The organism is Aquiflexum gelatinilyticum, assembly GCF_024741135.1.
GTDB lineage: Bacteria > Bacteroidota > Bacteroidia > Cytophagales > Cyclobacteriaceae > Cognataquiflexum > Cognataquiflexum gelatinilyticum.
Genome location: NZ_JANSUY010000001.1, coordinates 444,187 through 461,345 on the forward strand (window position 1 = coordinate 444,187; position 17,159 = coordinate 461,345).

General features: G+C 41.5%; 12 protein-coding genes. 8 read left to right on the forward strand and 4 right to left on the reverse strand.

Going from position 1 to position 17,159, the window contains the following annotated elements; translation table 11 throughout:
* Positions 1 to 10: 10 nt before the first annotated feature.
* On the reverse strand, positions 11 to 970 hold the full coding sequence (locus NU887_RS01845) for a YheT family hydrolase (RefSeq protein WP_258421649.1): 960 nt from the start codon (positions 968 to 970) through the stop codon (positions 11 to 13).
* Positions 971 to 1,093: 123 nt separating this feature from the next.
* Between NU887_RS01845 and NU887_RS01850 the strand changes: the two genes are divergently transcribed.
* Together NU887_RS01850 and hslV are read left to right on the forward strand one after the other, a co-directional pair.
* Positions 1,094 to 2,797 (forward strand): pyruvate dehydrogenase complex dihydrolipoamide acetyltransferase, encoded by a 1,704-nt coding sequence (locus NU887_RS01850; RefSeq protein ID WP_258421650.1) that lies wholly within the window; start codon positions 1,094 to 1,096, stop codon positions 2,795 to 2,797.
* A gap of 169 nt (positions 2,798 to 2,966) precedes the next feature.
* Positions 2,967 to 3,509, forward strand: coding sequence for an ATP-dependent protease subunit HslV (gene hslV, locus NU887_RS01855; protein WP_258421651.1), 543 nt, complete (start codon positions 2,967 to 2,969; stop codon positions 3,507 to 3,509).
* Between the two features lie 160 nt (positions 3,510 to 3,669).
* Here hslV and NU887_RS01860 read toward each other — a convergent pair whose 3' ends face one another.
* Complete coding sequence (locus tag NU887_RS01860; protein ID WP_258421652.1) at positions 3,670 to 4,341, reverse strand: hypothetical protein; 672 nt, start codon at positions 4,339 to 4,341, stop codon at positions 3,670 to 3,672.
* A 157-nt stretch (positions 4,342 to 4,498) separates the two neighbouring features.
* Here NU887_RS01860 and NU887_RS01865 point away from each other — a divergent pair, with 157 nt between their 5' ends.
* Complete coding sequence (locus NU887_RS01865) at positions 4,499 to 5,164, forward strand: TetR family transcriptional regulator C-terminal domain-containing protein (RefSeq protein ID WP_258421653.1); 666 nt, start codon at positions 4,499 to 4,501, stop codon at positions 5,162 to 5,164.
* 11 nt (positions 5,165 to 5,175) lie between these two features.
* On the forward strand, positions 5,176 to 6,495 hold the full coding sequence (locus NU887_RS01870; RefSeq protein WP_258421654.1) for an ABC1 kinase family protein: 1,320 nt from the start codon (positions 5,176 to 5,178) through the stop codon (positions 6,493 to 6,495).
* Between the two features lie 36 nt (positions 6,496 to 6,531).
* On the opposite strand, the gene NU887_RS01875 is transcribed toward NU887_RS01870, so the two are convergent.
* Positions 6,532 to 9,228, reverse strand: a complete 2,697-nt coding sequence (locus tag NU887_RS01875) for a DUF7133 domain-containing protein (protein WP_258421655.1) — start codon at positions 9,226 to 9,228, stop codon at positions 6,532 to 6,534.
* 248 nt (positions 9,229 to 9,476) lie between these two features.
* Between NU887_RS01875 and NU887_RS01880 the strand changes: the two genes are divergently transcribed.
* The gene (locus NU887_RS01880; protein ID WP_258421656.1) at positions 9,477 to 10,682 is read left to right on the forward strand and encodes a glycoside hydrolase family 18 protein; all 1,206 of its coding nucleotides are present in this window, start codon (positions 9,477 to 9,479) and stop codon (positions 10,680 to 10,682) included.
* Between the two features lie 167 nt (positions 10,683 to 10,849).
* On the opposite strand, the gene NU887_RS01885 is transcribed toward NU887_RS01880, so the two are convergent.
* Positions 10,850 to 11,980, reverse strand: a complete 1,131-nt coding sequence (locus NU887_RS01885; RefSeq protein WP_258421657.1) for a PQQ-dependent sugar dehydrogenase — start codon at positions 11,978 to 11,980, stop codon at positions 10,850 to 10,852.
* A 159-nt stretch (positions 11,981 to 12,139) separates the two neighbouring features.
* Here NU887_RS01885 and NU887_RS01890 point away from each other — a divergent pair, with 159 nt between their 5' ends.
* From NU887_RS01890 to NU887_RS01900, 3 genes are all read left to right on the forward strand, one after another.
* The gene (locus tag NU887_RS01890) at positions 12,140 to 14,071 is read left to right on the forward strand and encodes an ABC-F family ATP-binding cassette domain-containing protein (protein ID WP_258421658.1); all 1,932 of its coding nucleotides are present in this window, start codon (positions 12,140 to 12,142) and stop codon (positions 14,069 to 14,071) included.
* A 31-nt stretch (positions 14,072 to 14,102) separates the two neighbouring features.
* A complete protein-coding gene (locus NU887_RS01895; protein WP_258421659.1) occupies positions 14,103 to 15,371 on the forward strand; it encodes a type IX secretion system plug protein in 1,269 nt (422 codons plus the stop codon).
* Between the two features lie 121 nt (positions 15,372 to 15,492).
* Positions 15,493 to 17,073: a sulfatase family protein gene (locus NU887_RS01900; RefSeq protein ID WP_258421660.1), complete on the forward strand. Its 1,581-nt coding sequence runs from the start codon at positions 15,493 to 15,495 to the stop codon at positions 17,071 to 17,073.
* The last annotated feature ends 86 nt before the right edge of the window (positions 17,074 to 17,159 follow it).

A 17,159-nucleotide genomic window follows, 5' to 3' on the forward strand; every position in this document is an offset into this window, starting at 1 on the left:
TTTCTGAAAATTACTGATCTGATGTGATAAATTCAAACGCCCTTTTTTCGGACCAATAAATATCGGCCTTCTTTCTCGGACTAAAGCCAACATGTCCGCCATATTTTGGAAAATCCATCCATACCTGTTCTAACTTTCTTCCCAAAGATATTGGGAAGCATCGGTCACTTAGAAATGGATCATTCTGGGCATTCAGAATCAAAGAAGGGACTTCAATTTGATCAAGGAAATACAAGGAAGAATTCTGCTCATAATAATCGTGGGCATCATCAAATCCATGCAATGGGCCGGTATAATGATCATCAAAATCCTGAAGTGTTTTGATCTTTCTCAACATGCCGGTAGGGATTTCATCAGGAAATTTCATTGCTTTTCTGATAACTTTTTCTTTTAAGGTTTTCAAAAATCTCTTGGCGTACATGATATTTTCTCCTGTAGAGATTTTAATGCATGCGGATTCTAAGTGCAGAGGAACAGAAATAGCCACGGCTTTTTTGATTTTTGGAGTTCTGGCTCTTTTTTCTCCAAGGTATTTTAAGGTAAGATTTCCACCCAAACTGAAACCGATCAAATAGACGGATTCATATTTTTGGGAAGCATGTCCCACCACAAAATCCAGGTCATAAGTGGCTCCTGAATGGTAAAAAATAGGTTTGTTGTTCAATTCTTCACTGCATCCGCGGAAGTTCCAGTTAAGCACATCAAATCCATTTGCAAAAAAATGTCTTGCCATTCCTGTCATGTATGGACGCTGGCTGTTGCCCTCCAATCCATGGCTGATGATAACCAATTTTTGGGATGAGTTCCTCAGCCAATCCAGGTCCAAAAAGTCCCCGTCAGGGGTAGTAACCCTTTCTCTTTCAAAAGGTAAGGAGTGTGGATCTCTGAATAAACTTGGGATTATGGTCTGCAAATGACCATTGAAAAGCCATTTTGGATATTCGTAATCTGTTTTTTTTACAACAGGCATTTTAAAACAAAATCATCAATTCTGAACTTATCAAACCTGAAAATACTACTATTATATTTGAATCTAGACATTTTAAGAACTATTTTTGGACTCCTTAAAATTTGACTAGGATATAATCAACTTATGGCCGAGATAATACGAATGCCCAAAATGAGCGATACCATGGAAGAAGGGGTTATCGCAGCGTGGTTGAAAAAAGTAGGAGATGCAGTAAAGCCAGGAGATATACTTGCTGAAGTGGAAACCGATAAGGCCACCATGGAACTTGAATCTTATGAAGAAGGTGTTTTGCTATACATCGGTGTGGAGGAAAAAAACGCTGTGGCAGTCAATGGGGTAATTGCCATTATTGGAGAAAAAGGTGAAGATATAGATTCCTTACTAAAGGATATAGAAGGTGGTGATGCACCCACTCCTAAAGCTGAAGAGAAAAAAGAAGAAAAAACCGAAGCTCCCAAGGAAGAAAAAGCTGCCCCTGCTCCTCAAAAAGCAGAAGCTCCAAAGGAATCTATCGATGTCTCCGGGATCAATGGGACCGTATTGACCATGCCTAAGATGTCTGATACCATGACCGAGGGCACGATAGCCTCTTGGTTGAAAAAAGTAGGAGATACCATCAAATCCGGTGATATCATAGCAGAAGTAGAGACTGATAAGGCCACCATGGAACTTGAATCATACGATGATGGAGTATTGCTTTATATCGGTGTGGAAGAAGGTAATGCTGTCGAAGTTGATGGTGTTATAGCTATTGTTGGTGAAAAAGGTGCTGATTATGAGAAATTGCTAAAGGCTCACAAAGCAAAATCCGGAGGTGCAGAAGCTCCTGCTCCTGAGGAGAAGAAGGAAGAAAAGCCTGCTGCTACTGAAGCAAAAGCTCCTGAAACCAAGCCATCAGAAACCAAGCCTGCTGAAGCTTCTGCTCCAACCTCATCATCTGAAAACGGACGGGTTATAGCTTCTCCCTTGGCCAAGAAAATGGCTTCTGACAAGGGAATAGATATTGCTTTGGTAAAAGGAAGCGGTGAAGGTGGAAGAATTATCAAAAGAGATGTGGAATCCTTCGATCCAGCCTCCGTAAAACCTGTCGCTTCTCAAGCAACAGCTGCTACTAGTGCCGCAGCTTCAGCACCTGCATTGGGTCAGGAATCTTTCAGAGAAGAGAAAGTTTCCCAGATGAGAAAGGTCATTGCCAAGAGATTGGCTGAAAGCAAGTTTGGCGCACCGCATTTTTACCTTACCATGGAAATCAACATGGATAAGGCCATCGCCTCAAGACAGAGTATGAACGAAGTTTCTCCGGTGAAAATTTCCTTCAATGATTTTGTGATCAAAGCTTCAGCAATGGCTTTGAAACAACATCCAAAAGTGAATTCTTCTTGGTTGGGGGATAAAATCAGATACAATGACCATATCCATATCGGCATGGCGGTAGCCGTGGAGGAAGGATTATTGGTTCCTGTGATCCGATTTGCGGATAGCAAGTCATTATCGCAGATTTCTACCGAAGCCAAGACATTGGGAGGGAAAGCCAAAAACAAAGAATTGCAACCGAAAGATTGGGAAGGGAATACATTTACCATTTCCAACTTGGGGATGTTCGGAATCGATGAGTTCACAGCCATCATCAATCCACCTGATGCATGTATCCTAGCTGTCGGAGGGATCAAAGAAACCGTGATCGTGAAAAACGGTCAGATGCAGATCGGAAATATCATGAAAGTGACGCTTTCCTGTGACCACAGAGTAGTGGACGGAGCTGTCGGTTCTGCCTTCTTGCTTACTTTGAAAGGTCTGCTCGAAGATCCCGTCAGGATGTTGATCTAACAGAAAAAACAAATACTGTCAAAAAGTCCTGTTTTCACGGGACTTTTTGCTTTTGTATGGTTGTTGAGGTTAGAAGGTTTTAAAAGTTAATAGGTTGAAAAGTTGTCGGGATGCCACCTTCGCTCTTCAATCTCATGTCTCACGTCTCATATCTCTTGTCTAATAAATAATGGAAAAAATAAAATCAACAACCGTAGTCGCTATCAAACACAACGGGGAAGTAGTCATCGGTGCAGACGGTCAGGCTACCTTAGGAAATACAATTGCAAAAAGCACTGTCAATAAAATCAGGAAATTACAGGGAGGAAAGATCGTCACGGGATTTGCCGGTTCTACCGCTGATGCTTTTACGCTCTTGGAGAAATTCGAGGAAAAGATGGGTGCCTATGGTAACAACATGAAAAGAGCCGCCGTCGAACTCGCCAAAGAATGGCGGACGGACCGAATGCTCAGCAAGCTCGAAGCCATGATGATCGTGGCTGATGCGGTGGATATTCTTGTTATTTCAGGAAACGGGGATGTGATCGAACCGGATATGGAGATCGCTTCCATCGGTTCAGGAAGCATGTATGCCCAATCTGCGGCCAGAGCTTTGAAGAAATTCGCTCCCCAACTTACTGCAGAAGAAATGGTTAGGGAAAGCCTCGGCATCGCTGCCGATGTCTGTATCTACACCAACCATAACCTGGTGGTGGAAAAAGTGGTGAAATAATTTCCTTTAGATTTTTACCCTTCGACTTCGCCCAGGGTCCAATGATGATTTAATGAGGGGGGAGAAGGGAAAGGGCGTCGCCCTTTCCCTTCTCCCCCTACTGTTTTTATCTGGATAGTTAATGGCTTTTAGCTCACGGATTTCTATTGGACTGGCTATATTAATTTTTTTCAGGATAGTTTAGTTGAAAAATAAAATAGCTTAAGAGTCCAATTCCTGATATTAAAATGATTGATTGGTAGTCGATTGAAGCATTGATTGATGATTCTTTATACAATATTCCAGCACCAAAAACTATCGTCACTACAATCGACATCCTTAAATTTGTTGAGAAAGGATAAAACAATAATTTTGACAATCTCCTTATAGGTGACTTAGCTTTTGCCTTATTTATTTCTCTTCGTGAATAAGCGTCTAACAAAACTTCGTTAACTTTCAGGGCCATCATACCTGAACTTAATTCAAATCTCCATATTCTTGAAGTTGGAACCAGCAATAAATTATTTAGTATATTTTCAATTTCAATTGCAATCATTTCAATAGATTGGTCGTAAAAATTTTTGTGATAGTTTGTTAAAGGGAACTTCTCTTTCCACCCATTAATTTGTAGGATTTTCATAGAAAGATGTGGTGTTAGTTTTTTATTTGGGACTAATAAAACATAAAATCCAGTACCTTCATTTAAAATATAGAGCAAATTACCTATTGTAGTAATTGTTATACCATAAGACTTTCCTTTTGCTTTTATTGTTAAGAGGTTTTGTTTTAGAACCTCAATGTTTGAATTTATTGTTGTCATTTTAATATTACTCTTAACATTACCTTTTTTCATCGGTCAAAATCACCCTATTCAAATATACTTTCCCCATTCCTTTTGAACCCAACCCCATAAAACTAAAATAATTTTTGATAATCCTTCCTGATTTATTCGGCTTTTCTAAACTTCATATCCCTTTTCTAGGTTATGTCTCCAGTAAACAATACCAACCATGGAAAAAGCACCCGCCAAGAAAACTGCCAAAGTAGATCAAAAGACAAAAATCATAACCGGATACGTCGAATACGTATTGGAACACGGTAAGCAACCGGCTTCGGTATTCAAGTTTGCCAAGGAACTGAAGATGAAAGAAGAGGAATTTTACACCTACTTCACTTCTTTCGAATCCATCAAATCAGCCGTTTGGGCAAAGCTTTTTGACGACACCATCGAAAACTTAGAATCTCAGGAAGTTTATAAAGAATACAGCGCCCGTGAAAAATTTCTTGGATTCCTTTTCACCTTGGTGGAAGAACTCAAGAAAAACAGGTCATATCTGCTGTCTCTGTACGGAGGCAACAAAGGCATAAAAAATATCCTTCCCACTGAAGCCAAAACTTTCAGACACAAGTTCAAGGACTTTGCCAACGAGATCATTTTGGAAGGAAAAGAAACAGAGGAAATCGCCAGTAGACCGATCATTTCAGACAGATACGATGAAGCACTTTGGCTTCAGGTTTGGTTTGTGTTCCAGTTTTGGATCAAAGATAGTTCCCCTTCATTCGAAAAAACAGACGCGGCCATTGAGAAATCCGTCAACCTAGCTTTTGACCTTATGGGAAAAAGCGCCATTGATTCCTTCATCGATTTTGCCAAGTTTTTGTACCAAAATAAGTAATCATTAACACCATGGAAAGCAAAGTGAAGGAGCAACAGAGTATCCCAACATCCAAAGTACAGCGTGCGGCGAAGTTTATCAGTACAGGTGCCAAAGTAGGCAGCAACTACATGAAGCATTACGCCAAAAAGGTCGTCAACCCATCGATGACCAAAGAGGAACTTCATACCAACAATGCGACTGACATCTATAATTCTCTGAGTGAATTGAAAGGTTCTGCGCTTAAAGTGGCGCAGATGATGTCCATGGACAAAAATATCCTTCCAAGGGCCTATCAGGATAAGTTTACGATGGCGCAATACAGTGCACCGCCTTTGTCGTATCCCTTGGTAGTAAAGACCTTTCAGAAGTATTTTGGTAAAAGCCCGGAGCAGATTTACGATACATTTACCCGGTCAGCGGTCAATGCCGCCTCCATCGGTCAGGTGCATCAAGCGATCCAAAACGGGAAAAAACTCGCTGTCAAAATCCAATATCCCGGTGTGGCGGATTCGGTAAGTTCTGATTTGAAATTGGTAAGGCCTTTCGCCTTGCGCCTGCTCAATATGAATGAAAAGGAACTTGACCACTACATGGCAGAAGTGGAAGAGAAACTGTTGGAGGAGACAGATTATGTACTCGAAGTGCAGCGATCGAAGGAAATTTCAAGTGCCTGCAGCCATATCGAAGACCTCGTTTTCCCGACATATTATGAAAACCTGAGCTCTGACCGCATCATCACGATGGATTGGATAGAAGGAAAGCATATTAAAGAGTGGCTTGAAACCAATCCTACCCAAGAGCAAAAAAACAGGATCGGTCAGGCACTTTGGGATTTTTATCACCATCAGGTTCACAATCTGATGCAAGTTCACGCTGATCCACATCCGGGAAATTTCATCATCCAAAACAATGACAAACTTGGTATCATCGATTTTGGCTGTGTCAAAGTCATACCTGAGGATTTTTACAAAGGCTATTTTTCATTGATCAAAAGGGAATTGCTGATTAATGAAGATGAATTGAACGAGATTTTCTACGGGTTGGAATTTATCAGCGACAAGGATACCGCAGAGGAGAAAGTTTACTTCAAAAATATATTCAAGGACATGATCTCTTTGTTGGGAAAACCTTTCCATGTGGAAACTTTCGATTTTGCGGACAACAGCTATTTCGAACAGATCTTCCAATTGGGAGATAGGATTTCCAACGACAAAATGTTCCGAAAATCCCGTCAGGCCCGCGGTTCACGTCACGGTTTGTATATCAACAGGACTTATTTTGGAATTTATAATCTGTTGAATCAATTGGAAGCCAATATCGTCACGACCAAGCCGGAATGGCTGAAATAATGTACATTAGTTTTCTTTGAATTTCAGTAAAGGGGATTATCTCGAAAATATCGTCAGCTTTTTCATGGACCAAGGATGGTCTCCTTTACTGTTTGTTTCTATTTTTAGGAAGCTTGATTTTCCCTGAGGTTCCCAAGTCAATGTATTTAACCCAGGTCTTCCTTTTTCCTCTGCGACTTTGGTCCAAGAATTCCCATCAGAAGAAATAAATACTGAATAGCTTATAGGGAACTCATCTTTTCCTGAGTCAAATTGAATTTCACTCAGTGTCTGTGGAGTGGGTAGCTGTACCGTAAACCACATCTCCGGTTCTTGTGAAGTTTCTGTTTTCCAGCCTTTAAATGAAAATGCATAGGATGGATCTTTTGTCGAACCCACCCCTGACAAAGCTGTGCTACTTGCCTTTATTTTCCAGTTGTCCTTATAGTCCAAGGACTTAGGAATTTCCTCGATCAACTCATCAAAGGTATATGGCATTTTTCTGCTTGCAGTTTTCGTTCTGATTTTGGAGATAAATTTGGGAGTCACAAATGTCCCTGTGTTTCCAAAATCATTTCTAATATAGGAAACAACCGATGCGATATACGCATCGTCGTTGGAATCCATAGCAATCATCACCCCTTCGTATTCTTTGGAATCAATTGCGCCCTTTAGCCCATGCAGCATTACTTTGACGGCATATTCGGGATGACCCAGGATTCTTTGCGAACCTGAAAAAGGAGGTGCGATCAATCGGCCTTCTCCGGCTGGCGATCCCAAACCTTTTGGCCCATGGCAGGTCGAACAGTAATTGTCATAGATAGATTTTCCTTTTACAAAAAGAGCCAACTCATTTTTCTCAAATCTTGTTTCCGATGCTTTTTTGGCCTCCTCCATTTTCTCCAAGAGTTGACTTCCGATAATCTGGATCCCATTAGAAGTATTTTTTTTCATTGTTTCTTTGATCAATTTCTCCAATTGATCAATATTGAGGACATTGGCACTCAGTAGGGACTGAATGGCCACCTCCGGATTATTATCCATAGAGGCATTTACATAAAGTTCAGAAATACTTTTGTCTCCATATTTATAAAGTGTCTCTGAAGCACGCAAACCCTGCATCCTTATTTTGGGATTTGGATCAAGGCAAAATTTCCTGACCAAGTCAGATTTTAATTCCCCCAACCCTTCCAAGGTCCACAGCGCATGAATTCTAGCCAATTCATTTGATGAAGTGCTTGCCATTTTGATCAAATCTGGAACAATGGATTTGTCCTGATTGAGGATAAGAGTTTGTTGGGCCATGTCCCGCCACCATCCATTCGGATGCTCCAAATGACGGATCAATTCCTTGGATGATTCCTCATACATCCTTGGTTTTTGGGTGTTTCTTGGCATGCCTTCATAGGAAATCCTCCAAATCCGGCCATTGCCGACGATATCATCCATTTGATATTGTTGGATTTTTGTCCGCAGGTAGCTGCCTTCCTGTGTCCATTCTCCTTCTTGGATTATTCCCCGATACATATCCACGATGTAAAGTGTACCATCAGGTGCGGTTGCCATATCCACAGGTCTAAACAATGGATCTGTGGACTGTATAAATTCTGAACTTTCCTCAACATACCTATTTTGTAGATAAGAAAGCCCATCCACTTTTTCTGTTCCAATTCTTCTCACCAACCTTCCTACAGGCTCACCATATATATAATCTCCCACCAGGTCTTTGGGCAGTCGGTCTCCTCTGAATACATCATTTCCGGCTGCTCCTGTCACATTTGACAATGAACCATCCGGTTTTGCTTCCTGCATTCCCGGCTGAAAATCCGCCAAACGAACAAGGCTATAAGGAACCCGAAACCCTTCTTTAAGTGCTCCTTTTACCTGGAAGTTTCCATAAACTATTGGAAACTGAAATCCCTGTGGAACCCCACCTGCTCCATCTTGGAAAAAAACTGTACCGTAGTCATCTTGTGTGACTCCCCATTGTCCCCATGGATTTCCGCTTGGTTCCTGTATCACTCCGGTTGGCGTCCACCGAATCCGCTTATTGTTGTAAGTGCTGTACATCCAATTGTCCAAAGCCCAAGTCATAAAGCTGATCTGATGCTCGACATTGCCTGACCTTCCCAATCCGGATGCAAAAAGTTCTTTTTTATCAGCCTTACCGTCTGCATCAGTATCGGTATATCGGTACACATGGTCTTCATTGGATTCCATGGACAAAATGCTGTTTGGGCCAAAAGGAACCACAAACCTTGGAAATACAAGGCTGTCCAAAAAGACAATACCCGTTTCATAAACCCCATCTTCATCCAAATCCTCCCAACGTGAGATACGGGAGGTGGGTAACAGTTCTCCTGTGGCATCCAAATCCTGCATATAGGACCTGAGTTCTAGGACATACATCCTTCCATTTCCATCAAATTGGATAGCAGCAGGTTCGCGTATCTGTGGTTCAGATAAGACAGGATCTATTCTGTATCTCGGTTTTAGGACAAAAGATTTTTTTTGTTCATTGGCGGAGACCGGGACGATTGGTGGTTTTGGGCTGAGGTCTATACCTTTCCAAATTTTTGATTCAAGATCTGCCCCTTCAGGAATGCTGATAATAGGGTAGGGTTCAGATAAGCGCTTTGGATCCATGGATTCAGCGGGAGAAACATCAAAAGGTGATCTTTCTGGATTTTGACATCCAAAAGTAAAACCAATCAGAAGAACACTTGAAACAATTATTTTATTCAGATATCCCATAAATGCCAAACATGAAAGCGGTGAATTTTATTTGTAAAATCCTCATGAATCAATCCCTTGTGGAGAATTACCCAAAACTTATTTCAAGTTATTCCAAGATTTGATAGAGAACAAACTTAGATTTTACATCCATTTTATATTCAATAGAAATGTTAAAAGTAAAAATATTTGCTTTTTCTTAATTTTATGATTTTTTTCATAAAGTTATTTAAAGTTTATTAAAAAATTCGATCAACCTATTATCACTTATGATTTTCAAAACAAATTCGATTTTGGCTTTCAGTTTGGTTTTTATACTGCTTTTGGGATGTGAATCCAAAACCATCGAGGAAGAAGCTTCCGAAAACCAAAAAACGGCAGTGATGGCATACTATGTGCCTGAGAAGGATTATAAACCCGAACTGATTCCTGTTGAAAAATTGACCCACATCATTTTTTCATTTACCAAAGTAATTGATGGGGAAATGAAATTCAGTAAACCGGAGATTTCAGGGCCTAAATTGGAAGCATTGGTCAGACAAAAGGAAAGGAATCCGGGCCTGAAGGTGATGGTGGCTTGTGGAGGTTGGGGTGCCGATGGATTTTCGGATATGGCCTTGACTGCCGAAAGCCGGACAAAATTTATCCAAAGCACCAGAGATTTGATAGAGAAATTCCAAGTGGACGGGATCGATATGGATTGGGAATATCCGGGTATTTCTGGAGCAGGAACCAAAGCAAGGCCTGAAGATACCCGTAACTTTACCCAACTGATGAAAGGGCTCAGGGAAATGCTTGATACTTTTGATGAACCTAAGGTCTTGACATTTGCTTCAGCAGGTTGGGAGCGATATTATGATTTTGTAGATGTAAGTGAAGTCATGAAATATGCTGATTTTATGAATGTGATGACTTATGACCAAGTTTCGGGTGAGTCCATTTATACAGGACACCACACACCCCTAGGCCACGTATCCAATGATGACATCAATGGAACTCCTTTTCAGGCACATTTGGACAGCTTGTTTGAGGCAGGTAAAAGTCCTGACAAAGGACCCCGTTCGGTGGAGAAGATTGTTAATTTCTTGATTCAGAAAGGGGTAAGACCTGAACAGATCATCATCGGGGCAGCTTTTTATGGAAGGGTGTGGAAAGGTGTGCCACCAATAAATCAAGGTTTATACCAAAAGAGCAAGGGTATCCATATAGGTTGGCTGGCTTATCATCAAATCCGCAACAGGTATGAATCTGATAGTAGTTTTCAAAGATTTTGGGATGACAAAGCAAAAGCGCCTTACATGTATCAAAGCTTGGATAGCCTGTTGGTTTCCTACGACGATACCGTATCTGTGGCTCTCAAAACCCGTTTTGCCATAAAAAATAAACTTGGAGGCATTATGTTTTGGGAACTTGGAAATGACACCAAGGAGTCAGGCAGTCTTTTGGATGCCATCTTTGTCGAATCCCAAAAATAAATAGGTCAACACACCGTTTGAATTGCTTTAACCGGTATTCCATACTCTTGATCAATCCAATTGGTTTTGAATAGGGTTTCGGGTAAGTGCAGATTCAAATTAAGATGAATGCTAAAACATATTGGACCTCTCAGGGAGATCTATTTATATTTTAGCATCCATCTATTTTACTTTCCTGAATAGGTGATTTTATAAATACAATTTGCCATATCATCTGAAACCAACATGCTGCCATCCGGCATCTGCAGGACATCCACAGGTCTGCCCCAGACATCCTGAGAGGCATCATCGAGCCAACCTTCAGCAAATACTTCCTGTTTCACCACGTTTTGGTTGGCATCCAAGACAACTCGGGTAAGGTTGTAACCTGACTTTTTGCTTCTGTTCCAAGATCCGTGTTTGGCTAGGATGATGTTGTTTTTGTAGGCAGCCGGAAACTGATTTCCGGTATAGAACCTCATTCCCAATGGTGCAGTATGCGCTCCTAATTTGGCTTTGGGAGCCGTATAGGCAGATTTGTCTTTTCCTTTACTTCCAAACTCAGGATCTTTGACATCACCGGCATGCCAATACGGGTATCCGAAGTGCATGCCTTTTTGAGGAGCGCTGTTCAGTTCGCAATCCGGCACATCGTCACCCATCATGTCTCGGCCATTGTCTGTAAACCAGATTTCCTTGGATGTAGGATGCCAAGCGAAACCGACAGTATTTCTGATGCCTTTGGCAAAAATCTCAGGTTGGATATTGGTTGATTTGACATCAATGCGCGTGATAGAGGCGAAGATCTCTTCAGGTTCGCAGATGTTGCATGGAGCGCCTATCGGCACATAAAGTAAGCCATCAGGGCCAAAAGCGATGAATTTCCATCCGTGATGCGCTTTGTCTGGAAATTTGTCATAGACCACTTCAAAAACCGGTTTATCCAGCGTTTTTTCAATATTTCTAAATCTCAAAATCCTACTGACTTCCGCTACATAGAGGTCGCCATCCTTGAAAGCGACACCGTTTGGCATCCGCAATCCTTCAGCAAGGGTATATTTTTTATCAGCCTTTCCGTCCTTGTTGGTATCGACCAAAGCATAGACATTTTTGCCCTGTCTGTTGCCGACAAAAATGATGCTGCCGTCGCCATTCATTGCTAGTGAGCGCGCGTCAGGAACATCTTCAGCCCAAACACTGATCTGAAATCCTGCCGGAAGCTTGATTTTTTCCAGTTGGATATCACTTTTTTTGCTGCTTTGGGCATTGCAGGACAGGCTGATGACTGAGAGGCAGAGTATGATGATTATTTTGCGCATGGTGGTTTTGGTTTTTTGGTTAACCCTCCAAGGATTTTGAACCCTTTGGACGTTTTCATTTACAACCTCCAAGTTATCGAAAATTAAAAGTCCAGACACTTTCTCAGTAATATTTGCAACGAAATCATTTATAAACGGGAGTTTGGTTATTTTTGCAGCATGTTATCAATTAATAATCTTTCTTACTTTATCGGAGGCCGGGCGCTTTACGAAAATGCCGCTCTCCATATCAAACCTAAAGACAAAATCGGATTGGTCGGTCTCAACGGAACCGGCAAGTCGACTTTGCTCAAAATCATCAATGGAGATATCCAGCCGAGTTCAGGGGAAGTCCAAAAAGCGAAGGATTGTACTATCGGTTTTTTGAACCAGGATTTGCTTTCTTACCAATCAGAAGACAGTATTTTGGATGTGGCTTTGGAGGCTTTCAAGGAGACACTCCAACTTGAGCAAGAAATAGAAAATATACTCCATCAGATGGAAACGGACCATTCTGATGAGATTATCAATAAATTGGCAAGGTTGCAGGACCAGTTTGAAGCCAATGAAGGCTATACCATCAAGGCCAAAGCGGAAGAGGTTTTGGAAGGGATCGGTTTCAACACAAAAGACCTCGGAAGACCGCTGAAGACTTTTTCCGGGGGATGGAGAATGAGGGTTATGCTTGCCAAGTTGCTTTTGGAAAAGCCTTCTTTGCTGATGCTCGATGAACCTACCAACCACTTGGATTTGCCTTCCATCCAATGGGTGGAAAATTACCTCAAAAATTATGAAGGTGCTGTTGTGGTGGTTTCCCACGATCAGGACTTTTTGGACAATTGCGTTGATATCACTGTGGAGGTGTCAAATGGATCGTTGACTTCCTATTCCGGTAATTATTCTTTCTACCAAGAGGAAAAGAAAGAAAGGATGGAAATCCAGCAAAACGCCTACGAAAACCAGCAGCAGATGATCAAGCAGACGGAGCGATTTATCGAACGCTTCCGTGCCAAAGCCACCAAATCCAATCAGGTGCAATCTAGGATCAAAGCCTTGGACAGGCTCGACCGGGTCAATGAAGTGGTGGATGACAATATCTCTGTGAATTTCAAATTTAAATTTTCCCAAAAATCAGGTAGGGATGTTGTGGTCTTGGACCATGTTTCCAAAGCTTATGGGGACTTGGTGATCTTGAAAGACACCACTGCAAGGATCGAAAGAGGGGATAAGATCGCTCTGATCGGAGCCAATGGAAAAGGTAAATCCACGCTTTTGAGAATTGTGGACGGTACCGAACCGATCAAAGGTAAGCGCGAACAGGGACACAATGTCATCAAGTCGTTTTATGCACAGCATCAGCTCGAAGCTTTGAATGTCGACAATGAAATCCTTCAGGAAATGGTGCAGGCCGGTTCCAAGAAAACCGAAACCGAACTCAGAAATGTGTTGGGTTGCTTTTTATTTACCAATGAAGATGTATTCAAAAAAATCAAAGTCCTTTCGGGAGGAGAAAAATCAAGGGTTGCTTTGGCCAAAACAATGATCTCAGAGGCCAACTTCCTGCTTTTGGATGAACCGACAAACCACCTTGATATTCAGTCTGTCAACATCCTGATTCAGGCGATGGAGCAATATGAAGGAACTTTCATCACCGTTTCTCACGACAGGCATTTTATCCGTGGTGTGGCCAATAAAATCTGGTACATCGAAGAAAACAAAATCAAAGAATATCCCGGAAATTACGACGAGTTTGTGTATTGGAAATCTCAACAGGTTGCGTCACTCACCGACACCAAACAGGATTCCAAACCAAAACAGGATACCCGAAAAAAGGAATTGAGTATTACTGAGGTGAACGAAGCCAAGAAAAACCTGAAGAAAAAAGAACATGAACTTGCCTTGATTGAGGAAAAAATACTTCAGATCGAAACCAAAAAAGCCGAATTGGAAAAGAAAATGGCTGATCCGGTTGTTTTTTCAGACATTAAAAAAATGGAGGAGGTAAATCAATCTTATCAAAAACTCAAAAACCAAGAATCCGAACTCAATCAAAACTGGGAGACATTGGTAGAAGAGATTGGTTCCTTGCAGGAGGCGGCTTCTTTGGCATAATTTTTTATATTGAGTCAAAAAAAAAAAGACCATGCGTAAGCCTATCGCCCTTCTGATTTTCTGTTTTACTTTTCCTTCTTTCCTTTTTGCCCAAAAAGTATTTGAGGACAAAGTATTTGAAGAAAATATCCAATCGGTGAGGCTTTTTCCAGCTTCTTCGGAATTTGGAGCGCAGATGACTTCACCGGTGATTGAATTGAATTCAGGAATGGCAATGCAGTTGGTCTTTGATGATTTGGCCTATGACCCGGATCAGTATTCTGCCAAAATCATCCATTGCAACTTTGATTGGACACCTTCGGACCTCAAAGAACCTGAATATTTGGTTGCCTTCAATGAATTCAATATTCTTGATTTCAGCTATTCAATTGACACAAGAATTCCCTATCTCCAATACAATTTTGTTTTACCCAAGGTTACCAAGTCAGGTAATTATGCCATCCTGGTTTACAGAGGGAGAGACCAAAAGCAGGTTGTGTTAACCAAAAGGTTTATGGTATTCCAAAGGATTTTGACCGTGGCAGCCAAGGTCGTTCCCCCAAGCCAAACCGAAAACAGGCGGGAAGTACAGCAGATCAATGTCAATATCAATTATAAAGCTAGGGAATTGTTTGATCCAAAAAACAACCTGAAAGTCATGATCCGGCAAAACCAACGTTGGGACAATACCAAATTGCTTAAAACGCCAACAATGATCCGGGAGGATATCAAAATGATTGAATACCAGCTTTTTGACGGCAGCAATGTTTTTTGGGCAGGGAATGAGTTTAGGTTCATAGACCTGAGGTTTGTCAGGTCCAAAGGAATGAATGTCAAAGCCATCAAAATGGAGGAGGATGTCGTCTATGCCGAAGCAGGAATTGACAAACCTAGGCCTCAGGGGGTTTATTCAGAATACCTTGACCTCAATGGCCAATATGGTGTAATGAACCTTGAGAGGAGAAATTACGAGCTTGAAAGCGAATATATGTTGGTGACTTTTAACCTTCAATTGGAACCGGGGAATGAAGCTCCATTTATCGTCGGGTCGATGACAAAATGGGGAAATGACCCTACCTCAAAAATGGTTTATAATAAGTCCACCAAAAATTTTGAGGCAACTTTACTTTTGAAGCAAGGATGGTACGATTACCAATATGCCTATAAAACCGCGGATGGCTGGAACATGACGCCGTTTGAAGGAAATTACTTCGAAACAGAAAACGAGTATGAGGTATTTATCTATTTCAGAGACATGGGCTCGAGGTATGACGAACTGATCAGCTACACCAACCTCAATCCAAATAAGAGGAGGCTTTAGGGATCAAAAAGTTTAAAGGTTAGGAAAGTTTTAATGTTGGCGGAACAATTGAGTTTTTTTGAAATGATGTAAATTTCCCCATCTTACGAAGTATAATAAACCTTCTGCCAACAACAATCCAATGAAAACCCCAAGCATAGAAGTAAAACCATGTCTAATCCGTGACCTTTTTGCAGCAATATTTTTTACCTTATTATTTGGCTGCAAAAATGAAAATACCGGCCAAACTGAGAAGCGTATGCTACCCAACATTGTCATCATTTATTTGGATGATTTGGGATATGGTGATCTAAGCGCTTACGGTGCCACCGAATTGCAGACTCCCAATATGGACGGGTTGGCCAATGAAGGCATGAAGTTCACCAATACCTATGCCACCTCCGCTACTTGTACGCCAAGCAGGTATGCATTGCTGACAGGGATTTATCCATGGAGAAATGAAAATGCAAAGATCCTACCAGGAACCGCTCCACTTTTGATCGGAGTTGATCAGATGACCGTTCCCAAAATGTTGAAAACCAAAGGTTACCATACCGGAATTGTAGGCAAATGGCACTTGGGCCTGGGTGAAGGAAATGTGGATTGGAATCAGCGCGTTTCACCCGGACCCAATGAGGTTGGGTTTGATTATGCCTATATCATGGCTGCGACGCAGGATCGGGTACCGACCGTTTATATAGAAAATGGACTAGTAGTCGGTTTGGAAGCCGATGATCCCATTTTGGTGGAATATGACAAAAACTTTGAAGGTGAACCAACGGGTTTGGACAATCCTGAACTGATCAAAATGAAATGGCATCACGGCCATAACAACAGCATTGTCAACGGTATCCCACGGATCGGTTTTATGAAAGGAGGAGAAAAAGCCAAATGGGTAGATGAGGATATGGCAGACCATTTTCTGATCAAAGCCCAGGAGTATATCCGTGAAAGGAAAAATGAAGAAAATCCATTTTTCCTTTATTTCGCGATGCAGCAGCCACATGTGCCCAGAACTCCTCACCCGAGATTTGTAGGAAAATCAGGAATGGGTCCAAGGGGAGACGTGATTTTGGAAGCTGACTGGGCCATTGGGGAATTGCTGAAGACTTTGGAAGAAGCAGGAATTTTGGAAAATACCATGGTGATCTTTTCATCTGACAATGGGCCTGTTCTGAATGATGGTTACTACGATGAAGCTGTAGAGAAAATAGGAAACCATAAGCCTGCAGGAATCCTGAGAGGGGGGAAGTACAGCCTTTTTGAAGCAGGAACCAAGGTTCCATTTATGACCTATTGGAAAGGGAAAATCAAACCCGGGGTTTCTGATGCCTTGGTATCACAATTGGATTTGTTCGCTTCCTTGTCCAAGCTTGTCGGAAGTGATATTGCCGCCGAAGACAGCAAGGACATGCTGTCAGTGCTGATGGGAGAAACAAATCAGGGAAGAGAAGAATTGATTTTGGAGGCCACCACCAAAACTGCCCTTCGTAGCGGAGATTATATCATGATACCTCCTTATCAAGGTCCTGCAGTAAATCAATCCGTCAATATAGAACTGGGAAATGATATTGAATACCAACTCTATAACCTCAAGTCAGATCCCGGCCAAAAAAACAACATTGCTTCAACAGAACCCGAAATGCTTGAGAAACTGAAGAAAAGATTTGAAGAATTGAGAGGTATCGGAACCGGAAATATTGAACAATTGGAATTGAAATAAACCTTCGATAAAAAAAAATTAAGGGCCAAGGATAGCGTACTCTCATCCACTGTCAATGGCCCTCTCGGGAAAATATTTCCCGATTG